Origin of the sequence: Thauera humireducens, from assembly GCF_001051995.2 — a bacterium.
GTDB lineage: Bacteria > Pseudomonadota > Gammaproteobacteria > Burkholderiales > Rhodocyclaceae > Thauera > Thauera humireducens.
On sequence record NZ_CP014646.1, the window covers coordinates 901,591 to 917,567 of the forward strand.

Consider the following 15,977-nt stretch of genomic DNA (forward strand, 5'->3'; position numbering starts at 1 on the left):
CTTTCCCGAGCGGGAATAGCTCAGTTGGTAGAGCGCAACCTTGCCAAGGTTGAGGTCGCGAGTTCGAGACTCGTTTCCCGCTCCAAGCATTCAGATGGCAGGTGCAGCGCAGCAAATTGCACGTGTCACGCAGGTCTTGAGGATCTGCAGCAAAGCTTGACGGCGCGATGGCAGAGTGGTTATGCAGCGGCCTGCAAAGCCGTGTACCCCGGTTCGATTCCGAGTCGCGCCTCCAGTAACATCAAGCAGTATCAAAGAGATAGCCCGCCACGAGCGGGCTTTTTCTTGTCCACCGTGCACTGCTGCACCATTCGAATGCCTCACCCTCAGGCAGTGACATCACTTCTCGACATGCCGGTCTTAAAAGAGTCATATAATTTGCATCTTCAAGATGCCGGCAAGGAATCATGATGTTCTTCACTCGACAGAAGGAGCGGCTGCGCACCATCGAAGCCGAGAACCTGGCGTTGAAGCAGGCGAACGCGACGCTGAACGCGCGGGTCCAAGCGCTCGAAGCTGAAGGGGAGGCGCTCCGCGCACAGGCAGCGTCGCAGCGGCGTGAGCGTGCCGTCCTTGATGGCGTGTTCGCCAGTCTGGGAAGTTTTGGCGATTCGCTTGGTGGGGTGCGTGAATCCTTTTTCGGCCTAGCGACGACGCTCAACGACGAAAAGGCGTCTGCGCTCGAGGCCGCAGCGCAGTCCGACAGCAGCCGCAGCGCGTTCGAGGGGATCGCGGACAACCTGCACACCATGTTCGAGCGCATGGAAGAAGCCTCCAGAAACGTTGGCGCCCTCAGCCGGCGCGCCGAGGAGATCGGCGGTATCGTGCGCCTGATCAAGGAGATTGCCGACCAGACCAATCTGCTCGCCCTGAATGCGGCGATCGAGGCGGCGCGTGCCGGCGATGCGGGGCGGGGATTCGCGGTCGTTGCCGATGAAGTGCGCAAGCTTGCAGAACGGACGGCCGGTGCGACCACCGAGATCGCCACCCTGGTGGAGAACATCCGGGAAGAGACGCGGGCTGCGCGCGAGGTCATGGAACTCGGGGCATCGGACGCCGGCCGGCACGCCACCGAAAGCACGCTGGCGGTGCAGAGCATGAAGCATCTGCTTGAACTGTCGCGCCGCATGGAACAGGCGGTGACGTCTTCCGCCTTGCTCTCCAACGTCGAACTGGCGAACATCGACGAACTCACGCTGAAGCTCGAGGTGTACAAGGTCTTCCTCGGGGTCTCGACCCTGCGCCCTGAAGACCTGCCCGACGAGAAGCACTGCCGGCTCGGCCGGTGGTACTACGACGGGGAAGGGCGTGAGCGATTCGCCGGGCTGGCTGGATACGTCGAGCTCGAAGACCCGCATCGCGCAGTTCATGCGCATGCCCGGCGGGCGGTGGAACTCCATGCACAGGGCAAGCTCGAGGCAGCGCTGGGTGAGCTCCAGGCAATGGAGAAAGCCAATCTCACCGTGATGCGCGGCCTCGAGAGGATGCTCGACAAGGCGGTGGGGCGTTAACCGCGCCCGATGCTGCCGCCAGGCATCGATCCGAAAGGGGCGTCAGTCGAGGAGCGTTTCCAGCACAGGAAAAAGCTCCCGCTCCTCAAACCGAACGTGATCGATCAGTGCTTGCCCGGCTTGCGCCTGATTCGTGCCCCGGACCGCAGCCGCGAGCAAGCGCCTCAGCTGCGCGTGTTCTGCGCGCAGGCGTTCTGCGTATGTACCGTGACGATCCCCTTCAAGCAATGGCAGCAGATCGCGCTCTTCCTCGGCGAAGTGAGCCTCGATCGCCGGAAGCTCGGCACTGAGCTCGACCCGGGCGTCTCCGGTCAGGAGGTGCCGACCGAGACGCAGTGCAGTGTGATGCTCGCGGGAAAGCTTGACGAGGCGGGGATGGCGCTTCATGGCGGACGCTCGGAAGACTTTGATGAAACGGAGTTTTAGACAGCTCGCTTAAAGAGTCAATGAAAATGACTCTATTGCTGTTAGCATTCCGCCGGCGACCTTCCTTCCCCGCGTTCCGACCATGAACATCACACAGCACACCGACTATGCGCTTCGGGTTCTCATGTATCTCGGGGCATGCCCGATGCGGCGCGTCACCATCAAGGAGGTCGCCGAGCGCTTCGACATCTCGCGCAGCCATCTGATGAAGATCGTCACCGAGTTGGTGGCGAAGGGGTTCGTCGACGGCGCGCGGGGCAAGGGGGGCGGCTTGAAGCTCGCGCGACCCGCAACCGAGATCGGCCTGGGCGACGTGGTTCGTCGGATAGAACCCAGCCTGGAGTTGGTCGAGTGTTTCGGTACGAAATCGCACTGCCTGCTCGATCCGGCGTGCCGGCTCAAGGGCGTGCTTGGTGACGCACTGCGCGCTTTCCTTGCTGCGCTGGATGGCACGACGCTTGCCGACCTCGTAGGCAGCGATGCGCGCGTGCACGAGGTGCTCAGGCTGGCGCCTCCGGGCAGCGACGCCTTGTCGATCGCGATGATCGATCACGCCGGGCGAAAATAGCGCTCCTTGCCTCGCGTGCTGTTCGCGCGAGATGGCAGCCGTGCGCGCGGAACTCGGCGATCGAGAGCCGTCGCGACGGCGGACGTCTGGGATCGTCTGCTGGTGGCGGACGTGTGAGGGCCCCGCGGCTGACCGCAGAGCGTCGTGAAGCCTTGCAGAACGTTCAGATACGGCTACGATAGTGAGTAATTACTTACTTTGAGCGATGGCCGTGTCCTCCAAGCATCTTCCCGCTGAAACACGTCGAGAGGTGACCGTCGAAGCCGTGGTGGCACTGGCGGCCGAACGAAACCCCAGCGACATCACCACGGCAGCGATCGCCAGCCACATGAAGCTGACACAGGGCGCATTGTTCCGCCACTTCCCGACCAAGGACGCGATCTGGGAGGCGGTCATGGGGTGGGTCGCCGAACGCCTGCTGGCCCGCGTCGACCGGGCGGCCACTGCCTGCGCATCGCCTCTCGCCGCCCTGCAGGCGACCTTCGAGGCGCATGTCGACTTCGTGACCGAGCACCCCGGTGTTCCGCGCATGCTGTTCGGCGAACTGCAACGTGCGGAGGCGACGCCTGCCAAACGGGCGGCCCAGGCCTTGCTCCAGCGCTACGGCCAGCGTATCCGGGCGCATCTCCAGGCGGGTAAGGCGGCGGGCGAGATCTCGCCGGAACTTGACCTCGATGCGGCCGCAACGCTCTTCGTCGGCACGATCCAGGGCCTGGTCATGCAGTTCCTGATCGCGGGCGACATGGGGCTGATCCGCGATAGCGCACCACGGGTCTTTGCCATCTATCTCGCCGGCATCCGGAGTTCGACATGCGCGCGCTGAAGCTGCATGGGCGCACCATCGCCCTGATTGCGATCATCGTGCCGCTCGTGCTCGTGTTCGCCTATGTCGCGATGCGCTCGGGCCCGCTGGCGCCGGTCAAGGTGACGGTGGTGCGCGTGCAGGAGGGCACGGTCTCGCCTGCCTTGTTCGGCATCGGCACGGTGGAGGCGCGACACAGCTATCGCATCGGTCCGACGCTGGCCAGCCGGGTCGGGCGCGTGGAGGTGCAGGTCGGCGACCGGGTGCGTGCTGGCCAGGTGATCGGCGAGATGGATGCGGTCGATCTGTCGGACCGCATCCGTGCGCAGGAGGCCGCGCTCAAGCGGGCCGAGGCGGGTGTTCGCGAGGCCGAAGCACGCCAGGCCTTTGCGCAGGCGCAGTCGCGGCGCTACGACAAGCTCAGTGCGCTGCAAGCGGCCAGCGAGGAACTCGCGATCACTCGACGCCAGGAGCGCGAGATAGCGGAAGCGGGCCTGATCGCGGCACGAGAGGAGCTTGCGCGTGCGCAGTCGGAGCGCGCAGCCCTCGTGGCCCAACGCGACAGCCTGAAACTCGTTGCACCAGTCGATGGCGTGGTCACGTTGCGCGAGGCCGAACCGGGAACCACGGTGGTCGCCGGACAGGCGGTGGTGGAACTGATCGATCCGGCCAGCCTCTGGATCAACCTGCGGCTGGACCAGGTCAATGCGGGGGGATTGGCGAGCGAGTTGCCCGCCAGCATCGTCCTGCGCTCGCGCAGCGGAGAGGCCTTGCCGGGGCGTGTGCTGCGGGTGGAGCCGAAGGCGGATGCCGTCACCGAGGAACTCCTCGCCAAGGTCGTATTCGAGCATCGGCCCGAACCCGTCCCGCCAATAGGCGAACTGGCTGAGGTCACGGTCGCACTGCCCCTCGTGCAGGCCGCCGTAATGATTCCAAACGCAGCGCTGCGGCGCGAGGCCGGTGAGGTGGGCGTGTGGCAGGTGAAGGAAGGACGCTTGCAGTTTGCGCCGCTCAAGTTGGGCGCGACGGATCTCGACGGGCGGGTTCAGGTTCGGGAGGGACTGACGGAGGGGGATGAGATTGTGCTCTACAGCGAGCGAGCACTCAGCCGCGACAGCCGCATTGATGTCGTTCCCTCGCTGCCCGGAGCTGAAAGGTGATCAGCCTTGCCAGCCGCGACATCCTGCACGGGTGGGGGAAATTCGTCTTCACCGGGATTGGCCTGGGTCTGCTGATTGGCGTCACGCTGGTGATGGCAGGCGTGTATCGGGGCATGGTCGATGATGGCAAGGCGCTACTCGACAACAGCGGCGCCGACCTCTGGGTGGTACAGCGCGACACGCTCGGGCCGTATGCGGAGTCCTCCAGCGTGCATGACGACACCTACCGGGGGCTGCTCGGCCTGCGCGGCATCGAACGCGCGGCCAACGTCACCTACCTGACCATGCAGGTGCGCAAGGGCACGCAGGATGTGCGGGCGATGGTGGTCGGCATTGCGGCAGGGCGGCCGGCACAGGTGCCCGGCTGGCCGCCCTACCTGGTCGCGGGGCGGCAGATCACGCGTGGGCACTATGAAGCGGTGGCCGACAACGCGACCGGCTTCCGGATCGGCGACCGGCTCAGCATCCGACGCAATCAATACACCGTCGTGGGGCTGACCCGACGCATGGTGTCGTCGTCTGGCGATCCGATGGTGTTCATTCCGCTCAAGGATGCGCAGGAAGCACAGTTCCTGAAGGACAACGACGCCATCTGGCAGAGCCGCCGTCGCACCGAAGCCAATCCCGCGCTGAACCGTCCCGGCGTACCCGGCCTGCTCGATGCGGTGCTGGCGTCGCAGAGTACCAACCCGTACGTCAATGCCGTGCTCGTCACCCTCGCACCGGGTTACGCGCCGGACGAAGTCGCCGAATCCATCCGGCGCTGGCAGCGGCTGACGGTGTACACCCGGGCACAGATGGAAGGCATCCTGGTCGGCAAGCTGATCGCCACTTCGGCGCGCCAGATCGCCATGTTCCTCGTCATCCTCGCGGTCGTGAGCGCGACCATCGTCGCCTTCATCATCTACACGCTGACGATGGACAAGATCCGTGAGATCGCAGTGCTCAAGCTCATCGGGACGCGCAACCGCACGATCGCGGGGATGATCCTGCAGCAGGCGGTGGCGCTCGGACTGATCGGCTTCGTGGTTGGCAAGATTGCTGCCACTTTCTCGGCGCCCTTCTTCCCGAAATATGTCCTGCTCGTACCCGCCGACACGGTTGCCGGCTTTGCGGCGGTGATGATCATCTGCGTGCTCGCCAGCCTGGTGTCGATTCGCCTTGCCTTGCGCGTTGATCCGGCCGAAGCGATCGGAGGCTGAGATGAGCATCCACGCAGGCAGGGGCATCCTCATCGAAGGTCTGACCAAACGCTACGGACACGGCGACACGGCGGTCGATGCGCTCAAGGGCGTGAACATGCATGTCGCCCCGGGCGAAGTGGTCGGCCTCATCGGCCCCTCCGGCTCCGGCAAGAGCACCTTGCTGAAGTGCCTCGGTGCCGTCATCGATCCCACCGCAGGACGCATGACGCTGGGAGACGACATGATCTTCGACAACCGCTGGAAGGTGCGCGACCTGCGCGCCTTGCGACGGGACAGGATCGGCTTCGTGTTCCAGGCGCCGTACCTGATTCCCTTCCTGAATGTGACGGACAACGTCGCCTTGCTGCCAATGCTCGCCGGTGTGTCCAACGCCGCTGCGCGTGCACAGGCGCTGGCGCTGCTGACTGCGCTCGACATCCAGCATCGCGCCGAAGCGATGCCGGCCCAGTTGTCGGGCGGCGAACAGCAGCGGGTCGCGATCGCACGCGGTCTGGTCAATCGCCCGCCGGTGATCCTCGCTGATGAGCCGACGGCACCGCTCGACAGCACACGGGCGATGGCGGTGGTGCGCATCCTGAATGACATGGCTGCCCAGTTCCAGACCGCCATCATCGTCGTAACGCATGACGAGAAGATCATCCCGACCTTCAAGCGGATCTATCACATTCGCGACGGGGTGACGCACGAGGAGGCGGGCGAAGGGCGCAGTGTCGGCTGAGGGGAAGGCGGCTGTCGATGCCGAACGGTGCGACCGTGCATGCGGGTGACCGCATCGACAAGGAGATTCCTGAACGCATGAGATTCCGGCTTTTCGCACTGTGAAAACGGGGATAATGGCCGCCATTTCGCTGAATGCGCCGTTTCAGGGTTCCCCCATGGAAATCAAGGTCAATTTTCTCGACAAGCTCCGTCTCGAGGCCAAGTTCGATGACTTCACGGTCATCGCCGATCAGCCCATCCGCTACAAGGGCGATGGCTCGGCGCCAGGTCCGTTCGATTACTTCCTGGCGTCGTCGGCATTGTGCGCGGCTTACTTCGTGAAGCTGTACTGCGAAACGCGCAGTATTTCTACAGACAATATTCGCCTTTCGCAGAACAACATTGTCGACCCGGAGAACCGCTACAAGCAGATCTTCAAGATCCAGATCGAACTGCCCGAGGATATTTCCGCCGCAGACCGCCAGGGCATCTTGCGCTCGGTCGAGCGTTGCACGGTCAAGAAGGTGGTGCAGACCGGGCCCGAGTTCGTGATCGAGGAAGTGGAGAATCTGGATGCGGATGCACAGGCCCTGCTGACGCTGAACCCGGATTCGGACGCATGCACCTACATTCTCGGCAAGGACCTGCCGCTGGAGCGGACCATCGCCAATATGTCGGAGGTTCTGGCGGATCTGGGCATCAAGATCGAGATTGCTTCATGGCGCAATCTCGTTCCCAACGTGTGGTCACTGCATATCCGCGACGCCCATTCGCCGATGTGTTTTACCAATGGCAAGGGTGCGAGCAAGGAAAGTGCGCTGGCGTCGGCCTTGGGGGAGTACATCGAGCGGCTGAACTGCAATCATTTCTACAATGACCAGTTCTGGGGAGAGGACATTGCGAATGCGCCGTTCGTGCATTACCCGAATGAACGCTGGTTCAAGCCTGGCCCCAAGGATGCGTTGCCGGCGGGAATTCTCGACGAATACTGCCTGCCGATCTACAACCCCGATGGCGAGTTGCGCGCCTCGCATCTGTACGACACCAACTCCGGCAACGTGCAGCGCGGCATCTGCGCGCTGCCGTATGTCCGACAGTCGGACGGTGCGGTGGTGTATTTCCCGTCCAACCTGATCGACAACCTCTATCTCAGCAATGGCATGAGCGCGGGCAACACGCTGGCCGAAGCGCAGGTGCAATGTCTTTCGGAGATCTTCGAGCGGGCGGTCAAGCGCGAGATTCTGGAAGGGGAAATCGCGCTGCCCGATGTCCCGCCCGAAGTGCTGGCGAAGTATCCGGGCATTCTGGCCGGCATCGAAGCGCTGGAAAAGCAGGGCTTTCCTGTGCTGGTGAAGGATGCGTCGCTGGGCGGGGTGTTTCCGGTGATGTCCGTCACCTTGATGAACCCGCGTACCGGCGGCGTGTTTGCCTCGTTCGGGGCGCATCCGAGCCTGGAGGTGGCGCTGGAACGCAGTCTTACCGAGTTGCTCCAGGGGCGCAGTTTCGAAGGCCTGAACGATTTGCCTCAGCCCACCTTCGAGACCGGCGCGGTCACCGAGCCGAACAACTTCGTCGAACACTTCATCGATTCCAGCGGCGTGGTGTCGTGGCGCTTCTTCAGCGCCAAGGCCGATTACGCGTTCGTCGAATGGGACTTCTCGGGCCAGGGCGAAAACTCCAATGCCGACGAAGCCGAGACCTTGTTCGGCATTCTCGAAGAGATGGGCAAGGAAGTTTACATGGCGGTGTATGACCAGCTCGGCGCAACGGCCTGCCGCATTCTGGTGCCCGGTTATTCGGAGATCTATCCGGTCGAGGATCTGATCTGGGACAACACCAACAAGGCACTTTCCTTCCGCGCCGATATCCTGAACCTGCATCGCCTCGACGACGCCAGCCTCGAGGCACTGCTTGAACGCCTGGAAGAGAGCGAGCTCGACGAATACACCGACATCATCACCCTGATCGGCATCGAGTTTGACGAGAATACGGTCTGGGGGCAGCTGACGATTCTGGAACTGAAGCTGCTGATTCATCTCGCCCTGAAGCAGTTCGAGGCGGCGAAGGAGCGGGTGGAAGCCTTCCTGCAGTACAACGAGAACACGGTCGAGCGCGTGCTGTTCTACCAGGCCTTGAATGTGGTGCTCGAGGTGCTGCTGGACGACGACCTGGAACTGGACGATTACGAGCTCAATTTCCGCCGGATGTTTGGCGACGCGCGGATGGATGCAGTGCTGGGATCGGTCGATGGCAGCGTGCGCTTCTTCGGCCTGACGCCGACGAGCATGAAGCTGGAAGGGCTCGACAGGCACCAGCGCCTGATCGACAGCTACAAGAAGCTGCACGTGGCGCGAGCCCGCATGGCGGCTTGATCTGCAGGCCTTGCGCGCTTCGGTGTTCGCCGCGCGCGCAAGGCCTGAACGCCGGTGGCACTGCGCTCAGTTCCACCCCTCGAGCCGCATCGTCGCCCGGATCAGGCGCTGCTCCTCCTGTTCGATTTCTATGAAGCTTTCCCGCACGCTGTTGATGTGTTCGCGCGCGATGCGTTCCGCCCGTTCGGGCTGGCGATCCATGATCGCCTGGTAAAGGCGGTGGTGCTGGCGGTCGATCAGGCGCTTGTGGGCAGGGCGATGGTAGAGGTTGTTCACCGAGGCGAAGACGCTGCTCAGCATCAGGTCCGACAGGGACTGCAGCGTGTGCACCAGCACGGCGTTGTGCGAAGCCTCGCTGATGGCGCGGTGGAAGTCGTGGTCGAGGCGGGCATGGTCCTCGGCCGAGGTGGCGCGGATGTCCTGTTCGCGGGCCACCATGTCCTCGTAGCGGCGCCGGATCGACACGAGGTCGGCCACCGTGGCGCGCAGTGCGGCCAGACGGGCCGCTTCACTCTCGAGCAGGGCGCGTACTTCCAGCAGGTCATAGACCGTGCGCGGTTGCGTGCTGAACAGGTGCATCAGCGGGCTGTTGTCGCGCTCGGCCGACAGGCGTGCGACGAACGAGCCGCTGCCGTGCCGCGTCTCGATGATGCCCAATCCGCGCAGTACCCGCAGCCCTTCGCGCAGTGCGGAGCGCGATGTGCCCAGTTTTTCACACAGACGACGCTCGGAAGGCAGGGCCTGACCCACCTTCAGCACACCGTCGGTAATGAGGCGTTCGATGCGCTCGGCGACGATATCGGCGACCTGCTGCCGTTCGGTGACGCCGGCACGGCCTCCGGAGACATTTTCCATAGTGGTCGGACCAGTTGCATGGAGAGGGGTTGTTGATGACCCGATAAGTCCGTACTGCGTGACGGTTACGGGCTCTTTTGTAACGAGGATGAAACGATAGGCCAAAAAAACTGGTACGACCAGTAGAAGAATGCTTGGAGCGTCCGGGTAATGGACTTAGGATTTCGTGGCCGTATCACCGCCTCGCACCTGCGAAGTGGGTGCTACCCCCGAAACGACGTCCGGACGGATCCGCGATGAACATTCTGTACAACGAGGAAATCGATGGCCCGCTGAGCAAGGTGGATCGTGCCGATCTCTTTGCCGATCTGCGCCAGGCCATGCCCGACCTGCTGATCCTCCACCGCGAGGAGGATCTGCGCCCCTACGAGTGCGACGGCCTTGCCGCCTACCGCACGGTGCCCTTGCTGGCGGTGCTGCCCGAGCGGGTGGAGCAGGTCGAGTCCATCCTGCGCATCTGTCACGCGCGGCGCGTGCCGGTGGTGGCGCGCGGCGCGGGCACCGGGCTGTCGGGGGGCGCGCTGCCGCTGGCCCAGGGCGTGCTGCTGGTGATGGCGCGCTTCAACCGCATCCTCGAACTGAACCCCAAGGGGCGCTACGCGCGTGTCCAGCCCGGTGTGCGCAACCTGGCGATCTCGCAGGCAGCCGCACCCTACGAGCTGTACTACGCCCCTGATCCCTCATCGCAGATCGCCTGTTCGATCGGCGGCAACGTTGCCGAGAACGCGGGCGGCGTGCACTGCCTCAAGTACGGCCTGACCGTGCATAACGTGATGAAGATCGAGGTGCTCACGATGGAGGGCGAACGCATCACGCTGGGTGCGGATGCGCTCGACGCGCCGGGCTTCGACCTCCTGGCGCTGTTCACCGGCTCGGAAGGCATGCTTGGCATCGTGACCGAGGTGACGGTGAAGCTGCTGCCCAAGCCGCGCGTGGCGCGCGTGCTGATGGCGAGCTTCGATTCGGTGGAGGCGGCGGGCAAGGCGGTGGCCGACATCATCGGCGCCGGCATCATCCCCGGCGGTCTGGAGATGATGGACAAGCTTGCGATCCAGGCCGCGGAGGACTTCATCCACGCCGGCTACCCGGTCGCGGCCGAGGCCATCCTGTTGTGCGAACTCGACGGTGTTGAGCTCGACGTGGCCGAAGACATCGAGCGCGTGCGCGCGGTGCTGGACGAGGCGGGCGCCACCGCGGTGAGCCTGGCGCGCGACGAAGCCGAGCGCGCGCTGTTCTGGGCCGGGCGCAAGAATGCCTTCCCGGCGGTGGGGCGCATGTCGCCAGACTACTACTGCATGGACGGCACCATCCCCCGGCGCCACCTGCCCAAGGTGCTGCGCGGCACGGCCGAGCTTTCCGAACAGTACGGGCTGCGCGTGGCCAACGTGTTCCACGCCGGCGACGGCAACATGCACCCGCTGATCCTGTTCGATGCCAACGAGCCGGGCGCACTGGAGCGCGCCGAGGAGCTTGGCGGCAAGATCCTCGAACTGTGCGTGGCTGTGGGCGGCACGATCACCGGCGAGCATGGTGTGGGCCGCGAGAAGATCAACCAGATGTGCGTGCAGTTCAACGTTGATGAACTCAGCTTCTTCCACGCGGTGAAGGCGGCGTTCGACGAGCACGCCCTGCTGAACCCAGGCAAGAACATTCCGACGCTGCGCCGCTGCGCGGAGAACGGCGCCATGCGCGTGCATCAGGGCAAGATGCCCTTCCCGGAACTGGAGCGTTTCTGATGAACATCGAAGTACGAGACGCCGACCGCAGCGAAGATCTGCTGGCGCAGGTCTACACCGCGCTGGCAACCAACACACCGGTCCTGATCCAGGGCGGTGGGACGAAGTCATTCTATGGCCGGGCGACGAGCGGCGCACTGCTCGACACGCGCGCGCACCGCGGCATCGTCAGCTACGACCCGACCGAGCTGGTCGTTACGGTGCGTGCCGGTACGCCGCTGGCCGAACTTGAAGCCGTACTCGACCAATCCGGCCAGATGCTGGCTTTCGAGCCGCCGTACTTCGGCGAGGGCGCAACGGTCGGCGGCATGGTCGCAGCAGGCCTGTCCGGTCCGCGCCGGCCGTGGGTGGGTTCCGTGCGCGACTTCGTGCTCGGCTGTCGTGTCATCACCGGCAATGGCAAGCACCTGCGCTTCGGCGGCGAAGTCATGAAGAACGTTGCCGGTTACGACGTCTCGCGCCTGATGGCGGGCAGTCTGGGCAGTCTGGGGCTGCTGACCGAGGTGTCCTTCAAGGTACTGCCCAAGCCGCGCAGCAGCCTCACGCTGCGCCTCGAGATGGACGTCGACACCGCGCTCGTGCGCTTCGCGGAGTGGGGGCAACAGCCGCTGCCGATCACCGCGGCCTGCCACGACGGCGAAGGCCTGATGCTGCGGCTCGAAGGCGGGGAGGGCTCGGTGAAGGCCGCGCGCGAGCATCTCGGTGGCGAAGAGGTGTCGGCCGCCTTCTGGGGGGCACTGCGCGAGCAGACGCTCGACTTCTTCTCGAACCCCGCACCGCTGTGGCGGATTTCGGTCGCCAACGATAGCCGTCCGCGCTTGCCGGAGGGCGCGCAACTGGTCGACTGGGGGGGCGCACAGCGCTGGCTCAAGACCGACGCCGCTGCCGCCACCTTGCGCGGTGCCGCGGCGGCTGCCGGTGGCCATGCCTGCTGCTTCACGCCGGGCGCGGCGGAGAGCCCACTGCATCCGCTGCCCGAGGTGCTGATGCGCTATCACCGCCGGCTCAAGGAGCAGCTCGATCCGCAGGGCATCTTCAACCCCGGTCGCATGTACGACGGGCTGTGATGCACGCCTCCGAACCCGCACCGAATCCGCCAGAGAACGATCCATGCAAACCAACCTGAGCGAAGCCGCACGCAAGCTGCCCGGCGCCGAGATTGCCGAGAGCGTGCTGCGCACCTGCGTGCATTGCGGTTTCTGCAATGCCACGTGCCCGACCTACCAGTTGCTGGGCGACGAGCTCGACGGCCCGCGCGGCCGCATCTACCTGATGAAGCAGATGCTGGAGGGCGGCGAAGTCTCCGCCAGCACGCGCATGCACCTCGACCGCTGCCTCACCTGCCGCAACTGCGAAACGACCTGCCCGTCGGGCGTGCAGTACCACAAGCTGCTCGACATTGGCCGCGCCGCGATCGAACAGTGGGCGCCGCGTCCGCTGGGCGAGGTCGTCCAGCGCGCTGCGCTGCGGGCCGTGGTGCCGCGTCCGACGCTGTTCAAGACACTGGTGCAGATCGGCGAGGCCGTGCGCCCGGTGCTGCCCGAGTCGCTCGCTGCCAAGCTGCCGCGTCACAAGTCACCGGCCAAGCCGCGGCCGACCAGCCAGCATGCGCGCAAGGTCCTGATGCTCGAAGGTTGCGTGCAACCCGGCTTTGCGCCCAACACCAATGCGGCCGCGGCCCGCGTGCTCGACCGCCTGGGCATCAGCGTGGTGCCGGCGCACGAGGCCGGTTGCTGTGGCGCGGTGGATTTCCACCTCAATGCCCAGGACACCGGCCTCGATCGCGCACGACGCAACATCGACGCCTGGTGGCCCGCCATCGAAGCGGGTGCCGAGGCCATCGTGCAGACGGCCAGCGGTTGCGGCGCCTTCGTCAAGGAGTATGGCTTCGTGCTGCGCGACGATCCGGCCTACGCAGCCAAGGCGGCCCGCGTGAGCGCGCTGGCGAAGGACCTCGTCGAGGTGCTGCGCGCGGAGCCGCTGGAGAAGCTCGGCATCCGTGGCGACAAGCGCCTGGCCTTCCATTGCCCATGCACGCTGCAGCACGCGCAGAAGCTCGGCGGTGCGGTCGAAGGGGTGCTCTCCCGCCTCGGGTTCGACCTCACGCCCGTCCCGGACAGCCACCTGTGCTGCGGCTCGGCCGGGACCTACTCGCTGACCCAGCCCGAACTGTCGCGCAAGCTGCGCGACAACAAGCTCGATGCGCTGGAGAGCGGCAAGCCCGAACTGATCGTGACCGCCAACATCGGCTGTCAGACCCACCTCGACGGCGCCGGACGCACGCCTGTGCGTCACTGGATCGAGATCGTCGAGGAAGCCATCGGCTGACTCCCTCTCGCCGGGCAGACGATGCCCGGCGTCCTTTATCTCAATTCCCACAACAGGAAGCCCCTCATGCAAACCAAATATGTTCTTACGAATTCAGATGTCGTGCGCATCGTTTCCGCAGCGCGCGAAGAAGCGCTGAAGAACCAATGGGCGGTCACCATCGCCGTCGTCGACGACGGCGGTCATCCGCTCGCGCTTGAGCGTCTGGACGGCTGCGCACCGATCGGCGCCTACATCGCCCCGCAGAAGGCACGCACCGCAGCCCTCGGCCGTCGCGAATCCAAGCTCTACGAGGACATGATCAACGGCGGTCGCGTGTCATTCCTGTCGGCGCCCGAGATCAGCGGCATGCTCGAAGGCGGTGTCCCCGTCATCGTCGAGGGCCAGGTGATCGGGGCGGTCGGCGTGTCGGGCGTCAAGTCCGACCAGGATGCGCAGATCGCGCGTGCGGGTATCGCCGCCCTGGCCTGACCGCCAGACGCGCGCAAAACGACTATACGGAGACGAACCCCCAATGAACCAAACAACGCTTTCACTGCTGGCCTTCCTGCCGCTGGTGCTGGCTGGCGTGCTGCTGATCGGCTTCCGCTGGCCCGCACGCTATGCGATGCCGATGGTGTATGTGATCACCGCTGCGATCGGGCTGTGGGCTTGGGACATGAGCTTCAACCGTGTCCTCGCGTCCAGCCTGCAGGGCCTGATCCTGACGGTCGGCATCCTGTGGATCATCTTCGGCGCGATCCTGCTGCTCAACACCCTGAAGCATTCGGGCGGCATTGCCGCGATCCGCCGCGGCTTTGCCAACATCAGCCCAGACCGCCGCGTGCAGGCGCTGATCGTGGCCTGGCTGTTCGGCTGCTTCATCGAGGGCGCCTCTGGTTTCGGCACGCCGGCCGCGGTGGCGGCACCGCTGCTGGTCGCTCTCGGCTTCCCGGCGCTGGCCGCGGTGGTGCTGGGCATGATGGTGCAGTCGACGCCGGTGTCGTTCGGCGCGGTGGGCACGCCCATCCTGGTTGGTGTCGGCGCCGGCCTGGACCGGAGCGGCCTGACCACCCAGCTCGCGAGCCTGGGTAGCAGCTGGGACGCCTTCTTCATGATGATCAGCGGTCGCGTGGCGATCACCCACGCCATCGTCGGCGTGCTGATGCCGCTGATCATGGTGATGGTGATGACGCGCTTCTTCGGCCGCAACAAGTCGTGGGCGGAAGGTCTTGCCGTGGCGCCGTTCGCGCTGCTGACGGCTGTCGCCTTCGGCGTGCCCTACATGCTCGCGGGTGTCTTCCTCGGCCCCGAGTTCCCGTCGATGATCGGTGCGCTGGTCGGCCTGGCCATCGTCGTGCCGGCGGCCAAGAAGGGCTTCCTGCTTCCCAAGCAGAACTGGGACTTCGCACCCGCCAGCGAGTGGCCCGCGGAATGGATGGGCAAGATCGAGATGAAGCTCGACCAGGTCGCGGGCAAGACGCCGATCTCCACGCCGATGGCCTGGGCGCCTTACCTGCTGCTGGCGGCCATCCTGGTGGCGACCCGTGTCATCCCGGAGCTGAAGAGCTTCCTGCTCGGCCTGAAGTTCGGCTGGGTCGACATCCTCGGCGAGAAGGGCGTGAGTGGCGCGATCGAGCCGCTGTATCTGCCCGGTGGCATCCTGGTCGTCGTCGTGCTGATCACCTTCTTCCTGCATCGCATGACCGGACGCGAACTGGCGAAGGCGGCGAATGAGTCCAGCCGTACGCTGCTGGGCGCCGGTTTCGTGCTGATCTTCACCATCCCGATGGTGCGGATCCTGATCAACTCGGGCGTCAATGCTTCGGGTCTGGTGTCGATGCCGGTGGCAATGGCGCAGTTCGTGGCCGACAGCGTGGGGGGCGTGTATCCCTTCTTCGCGCCATGGGTCGGTGCGCTGGGTGCGTACATCGCCGGCTCGAACACCGTGTCGAACCTGATGCTGTCGCAGTTCCAGTTCAACACCGCCGGCCTGCTGGGCGTGTCGGGCGCGATGATGGTGGCACTGCAGTCGGTCGGCGCCGCCGCCGGCAACATGATCGCCATCCACAACGTCGTTGCCGCCTCGGCCACCGTAGGCCTGCTCGGCCGCGAAGGCACGACGCTGCGCAAGACCCTCCTGCCGACGCTGTACTACGTCGTCGCGGCTGGCAGCATCGGCCTGATCGCGATGTACGTGATGGGGATCACCGACCCCATCCACGCGGCGCGCTGAGCGCTACGACAGGTGGGCGCCCGGGATCGGACGTTGTGTTTCCCGGGTGTTGCATGAGGGGGCGAAGCCCGGTATAGTTCGCCCCCGTCGAGCGCAGAAC

The 15,977-nt window shown here is 65.0% G+C and carries 14 protein-coding genes and 2 tRNA genes; 14 read left to right on the forward strand and 2 right to left on the reverse strand.

Annotated features, from left to right (window positions below):
* The first annotated feature begins 9 nt into the window (after nt 1-9).
* From AC731_RS04190 to AC731_RS04200, 3 genes are all read left to right on the forward strand, one after another.
* A tRNA-Gly gene (locus AC731_RS04190) sits at nt 10-85 on the forward strand.
* Nucleotides 86-161: 76 nt separating this feature from the next.
* Nucleotides 162-235: transfer RNA gene (locus tag AC731_RS04195), tRNA-Cys, on the forward strand.
* Between the two features lie 175 nt (nt 236-410).
* Nucleotides 411-1,511 carry a methyl-accepting chemotaxis protein gene (locus AC731_RS04200; RefSeq protein WP_048709438.1) on the forward strand — a complete coding sequence of 367 codons (1,101 nt, stop codon included), beginning with the start codon at nt 411-413 and terminating at the stop codon, nt 1,509-1,511.
* A gap of 42 nt (nt 1,512-1,553) precedes the next feature.
* Here AC731_RS04200 and AC731_RS19445 read toward each other — a convergent pair whose 3' ends face one another.
* Nucleotides 1,554-1,898: a hemerythrin domain-containing protein gene (locus tag AC731_RS19445; protein WP_082794245.1), complete on the reverse strand. Its 345-nt coding sequence runs from the start codon at nt 1,896-1,898 to the stop codon at nt 1,554-1,556.
* Between the two features lie 121 nt (nt 1,899-2,019).
* On the opposite strand from AC731_RS19445, the gene AC731_RS04210 reads away from it, so the two are divergent.
* From AC731_RS04210 to AC731_RS04235, 6 genes are all read left to right on the forward strand, one after another.
* The gene (locus AC731_RS04210) at nt 2,020-2,505 is read left to right on the forward strand and encodes an RrF2 family transcriptional regulator (protein ID WP_048709440.1); all 486 of its coding nucleotides are present in this window, start codon (nt 2,020-2,022) and stop codon (nt 2,503-2,505) included.
* 250 nt (nt 2,506-2,755) lie between these two features.
* Nucleotides 2,756-3,328, forward strand: coding sequence for a TetR/AcrR family transcriptional regulator (locus AC731_RS04215; RefSeq protein WP_471248198.1), 573 nt, complete (start codon nt 2,756-2,758; stop codon nt 3,326-3,328).
* On the forward strand, nt 3,316-4,467 hold the full coding sequence (locus AC731_RS04220) for an efflux RND transporter periplasmic adaptor subunit (protein WP_048709444.1): 1,152 nt from the start codon (nt 3,316-3,318) through the stop codon (nt 4,465-4,467). The genes AC731_RS04215 and AC731_RS04220 overlap by 13 nt, the downstream gene beginning before the upstream one ends.
* The gene (locus AC731_RS04225; RefSeq protein WP_048709446.1) at nt 4,464-5,669 is read left to right on the forward strand and encodes an ABC transporter permease; all 1,206 of its coding nucleotides are present in this window, start codon (nt 4,464-4,466) and stop codon (nt 5,667-5,669) included. Before AC731_RS04220 ends, AC731_RS04225 begins: the two co-directional genes overlap by 4 nt.
* Before the next feature lies 1 nt (nt 5,670).
* Nucleotides 5,671-6,390, forward strand: a complete 720-nt coding sequence (locus AC731_RS04230) for an ABC transporter ATP-binding protein (protein ID WP_004251586.1) — start codon at nt 5,671-5,673, stop codon at nt 6,388-6,390.
* Nucleotides 6,391-6,547: 157 nt separating this feature from the next.
* On the forward strand, nt 6,548-8,743 hold the full coding sequence (locus AC731_RS04235) for an OsmC domain/YcaO domain-containing protein (protein WP_048710617.1): 2,196 nt from the start codon (nt 6,548-6,550) through the stop codon (nt 8,741-8,743).
* A 66-nt stretch (nt 8,744-8,809) separates the two neighbouring features.
* Here the strand turns inward: AC731_RS04235 and glcC are convergent, their stop codons facing one another.
* The gene (glcC, locus tag AC731_RS04240; protein WP_048709447.1) at nt 8,810-9,598 is read right to left on the reverse strand and encodes a transcriptional regulator GlcC; all 789 of its coding nucleotides are present in this window, start codon (nt 9,596-9,598) and stop codon (nt 8,810-8,812) included.
* Between the two features lie 236 nt (nt 9,599-9,834).
* Here glcC and glcD point away from each other — a divergent pair, with 236 nt between their 5' ends.
* The 5 genes from glcD (at nt 9,835) to AC731_RS04265 (ending at nt 15,877) form a co-directional block, all read left to right on the forward strand.
* Nucleotides 9,835-11,334: a glycolate oxidase subunit GlcD gene (gene glcD, locus AC731_RS04245; protein ID WP_048709449.1), complete on the forward strand. Its 1,500-nt coding sequence runs from the start codon at nt 9,835-9,837 to the stop codon at nt 11,332-11,334.
* Nucleotides 11,334-12,401, forward strand: a complete 1,068-nt coding sequence (gene glcE, locus AC731_RS04250) for a glycolate oxidase subunit GlcE (RefSeq protein WP_048709451.1) — start codon at nt 11,334-11,336, stop codon at nt 12,399-12,401. The genes glcD and glcE overlap by 1 nt, the downstream gene beginning before the upstream one ends.
* A gap of 43 nt (nt 12,402-12,444) precedes the next feature.
* Nucleotides 12,445-13,662: a glycolate oxidase subunit GlcF gene (glcF, locus tag AC731_RS04255; protein ID WP_048709452.1), complete on the forward strand. Its 1,218-nt coding sequence runs from the start codon at nt 12,445-12,447 to the stop codon at nt 13,660-13,662.
* 66 nt (nt 13,663-13,728) lie between these two features.
* Complete coding sequence (locus AC731_RS04260) at nt 13,729-14,133, forward strand: GlcG/HbpS family heme-binding protein (protein ID WP_004251566.1); 405 nt, start codon at nt 13,729-13,731, stop codon at nt 14,131-14,133.
* Nucleotides 14,134-14,176: 43 nt separating this feature from the next.
* Complete coding sequence (locus AC731_RS04265; RefSeq protein ID WP_004251563.1) at nt 14,177-15,877, forward strand: L-lactate permease; 1,701 nt, start codon at nt 14,177-14,179, stop codon at nt 15,875-15,877.
* Nucleotides 15,878-15,977: the final 100 nt, after the last annotated feature.

Coding starts and splice junctions, on each gene's coding strand:
- AC731_RS04200 (WP_048709438.1), top strand. CDS start 411: ATGTTCTTCACTCGACAGAAGGAGCGGCTGCGCACCATCGAAGCCGAG.
- AC731_RS19445 (WP_082794245.1), bottom strand. CDS start 1,898: ATGAAGCGCCATCCCCGCCTCGTCAAGCTTTCCCGCGAGCATCACACT.
- AC731_RS04210 (WP_048709440.1), top strand. CDS start 2,020: ATGAACATCACACAGCACACCGACTATGCGCTTCGGGTTCTCATGTAT.
- AC731_RS04220 (WP_048709444.1), top strand. CDS start 3,316: ATGCGCGCGCTGAAGCTGCATGGGCGCACCATCGCCCTGATTGCGATC.
- AC731_RS04230 (WP_004251586.1), top strand. CDS start 5,671: ATGAGCATCCACGCAGGCAGGGGCATCCTCATCGAAGGTCTGACCAAA.
- AC731_RS04235 (WP_048710617.1), top strand. CDS start 6,548: ATGGAAATCAAGGTCAATTTTCTCGACAAGCTCCGTCTCGAGGCCAAG.
- glcC (WP_048709447.1), bottom strand. CDS start 9,598: ATGGAAAATGTCTCCGGAGGCCGTGCCGGCGTCACCGAACGGCAGCAG.
- glcD (WP_048709449.1), top strand. CDS start 9,835: ATGAACATTCTGTACAACGAGGAAATCGATGGCCCGCTGAGCAAGGTG.
- glcE (WP_048709451.1), top strand. CDS start 11,334: ATGAACATCGAAGTACGAGACGCCGACCGCAGCGAAGATCTGCTGGCG.
- glcF (WP_048709452.1), top strand. CDS start 12,445: ATGCAAACCAACCTGAGCGAAGCCGCACGCAAGCTGCCCGGCGCCGAG.
- AC731_RS04260 (WP_004251566.1), top strand. CDS start 13,729: ATGCAAACCAAATATGTTCTTACGAATTCAGATGTCGTGCGCATCGTT.
- AC731_RS04265 (WP_004251563.1), top strand. CDS start 14,177: ATGAACCAAACAACGCTTTCACTGCTGGCCTTCCTGCCGCTGGTGCTG.